We start from the raw sequence: 281 nt of genomic DNA, 5'->3' as shown, positions 1-281 counted from the left end.
GCGCTAAACATAGTGCAGACTGTGCCAACATACGTGAAGTGCTGCCATAACCCGGATCTCTATCTCCAAGGACTTTGGTACTGATAGACTCGTTATTGGCATTGTGACCAAAGAAGAGAATATCAAAATAACCATTCTCTTGCTCAGACTTAGAAGGACCAGATCCTGATTTCGGTAATACATGTTTGGCGAGTAACTCACGGCTAGGCTTAAACATCATAGTTGTCGCAAAACCTAGCAACCCTGCACTCAAAGCATAACTGGTCAATTGACCCTTGACC

The 281-nt window shown here is 44.1% G+C and carries 1 pseudogene; it reads right to left on the bottom strand.

The annotated features are described in order from the left end of the window. A pseudogene (locus AAEY88_RS13065) lies at window positions 1-281 on the bottom strand (saccharopine dehydrogenase); the annotation flags it as partial.

The organism is Psychrobacter sp. CAL346-MNA-CIBAN-0220 (genome assembly GCF_040309805.1).
Lineage (GTDB): Bacteria > Pseudomonadota > Gammaproteobacteria > Pseudomonadales > Moraxellaceae > Psychrobacter.
The sequence above is the reverse complement of the archived record's forward strand: the minus strand, read 5'-3'. Positions and strand labels throughout refer to the sequence as shown.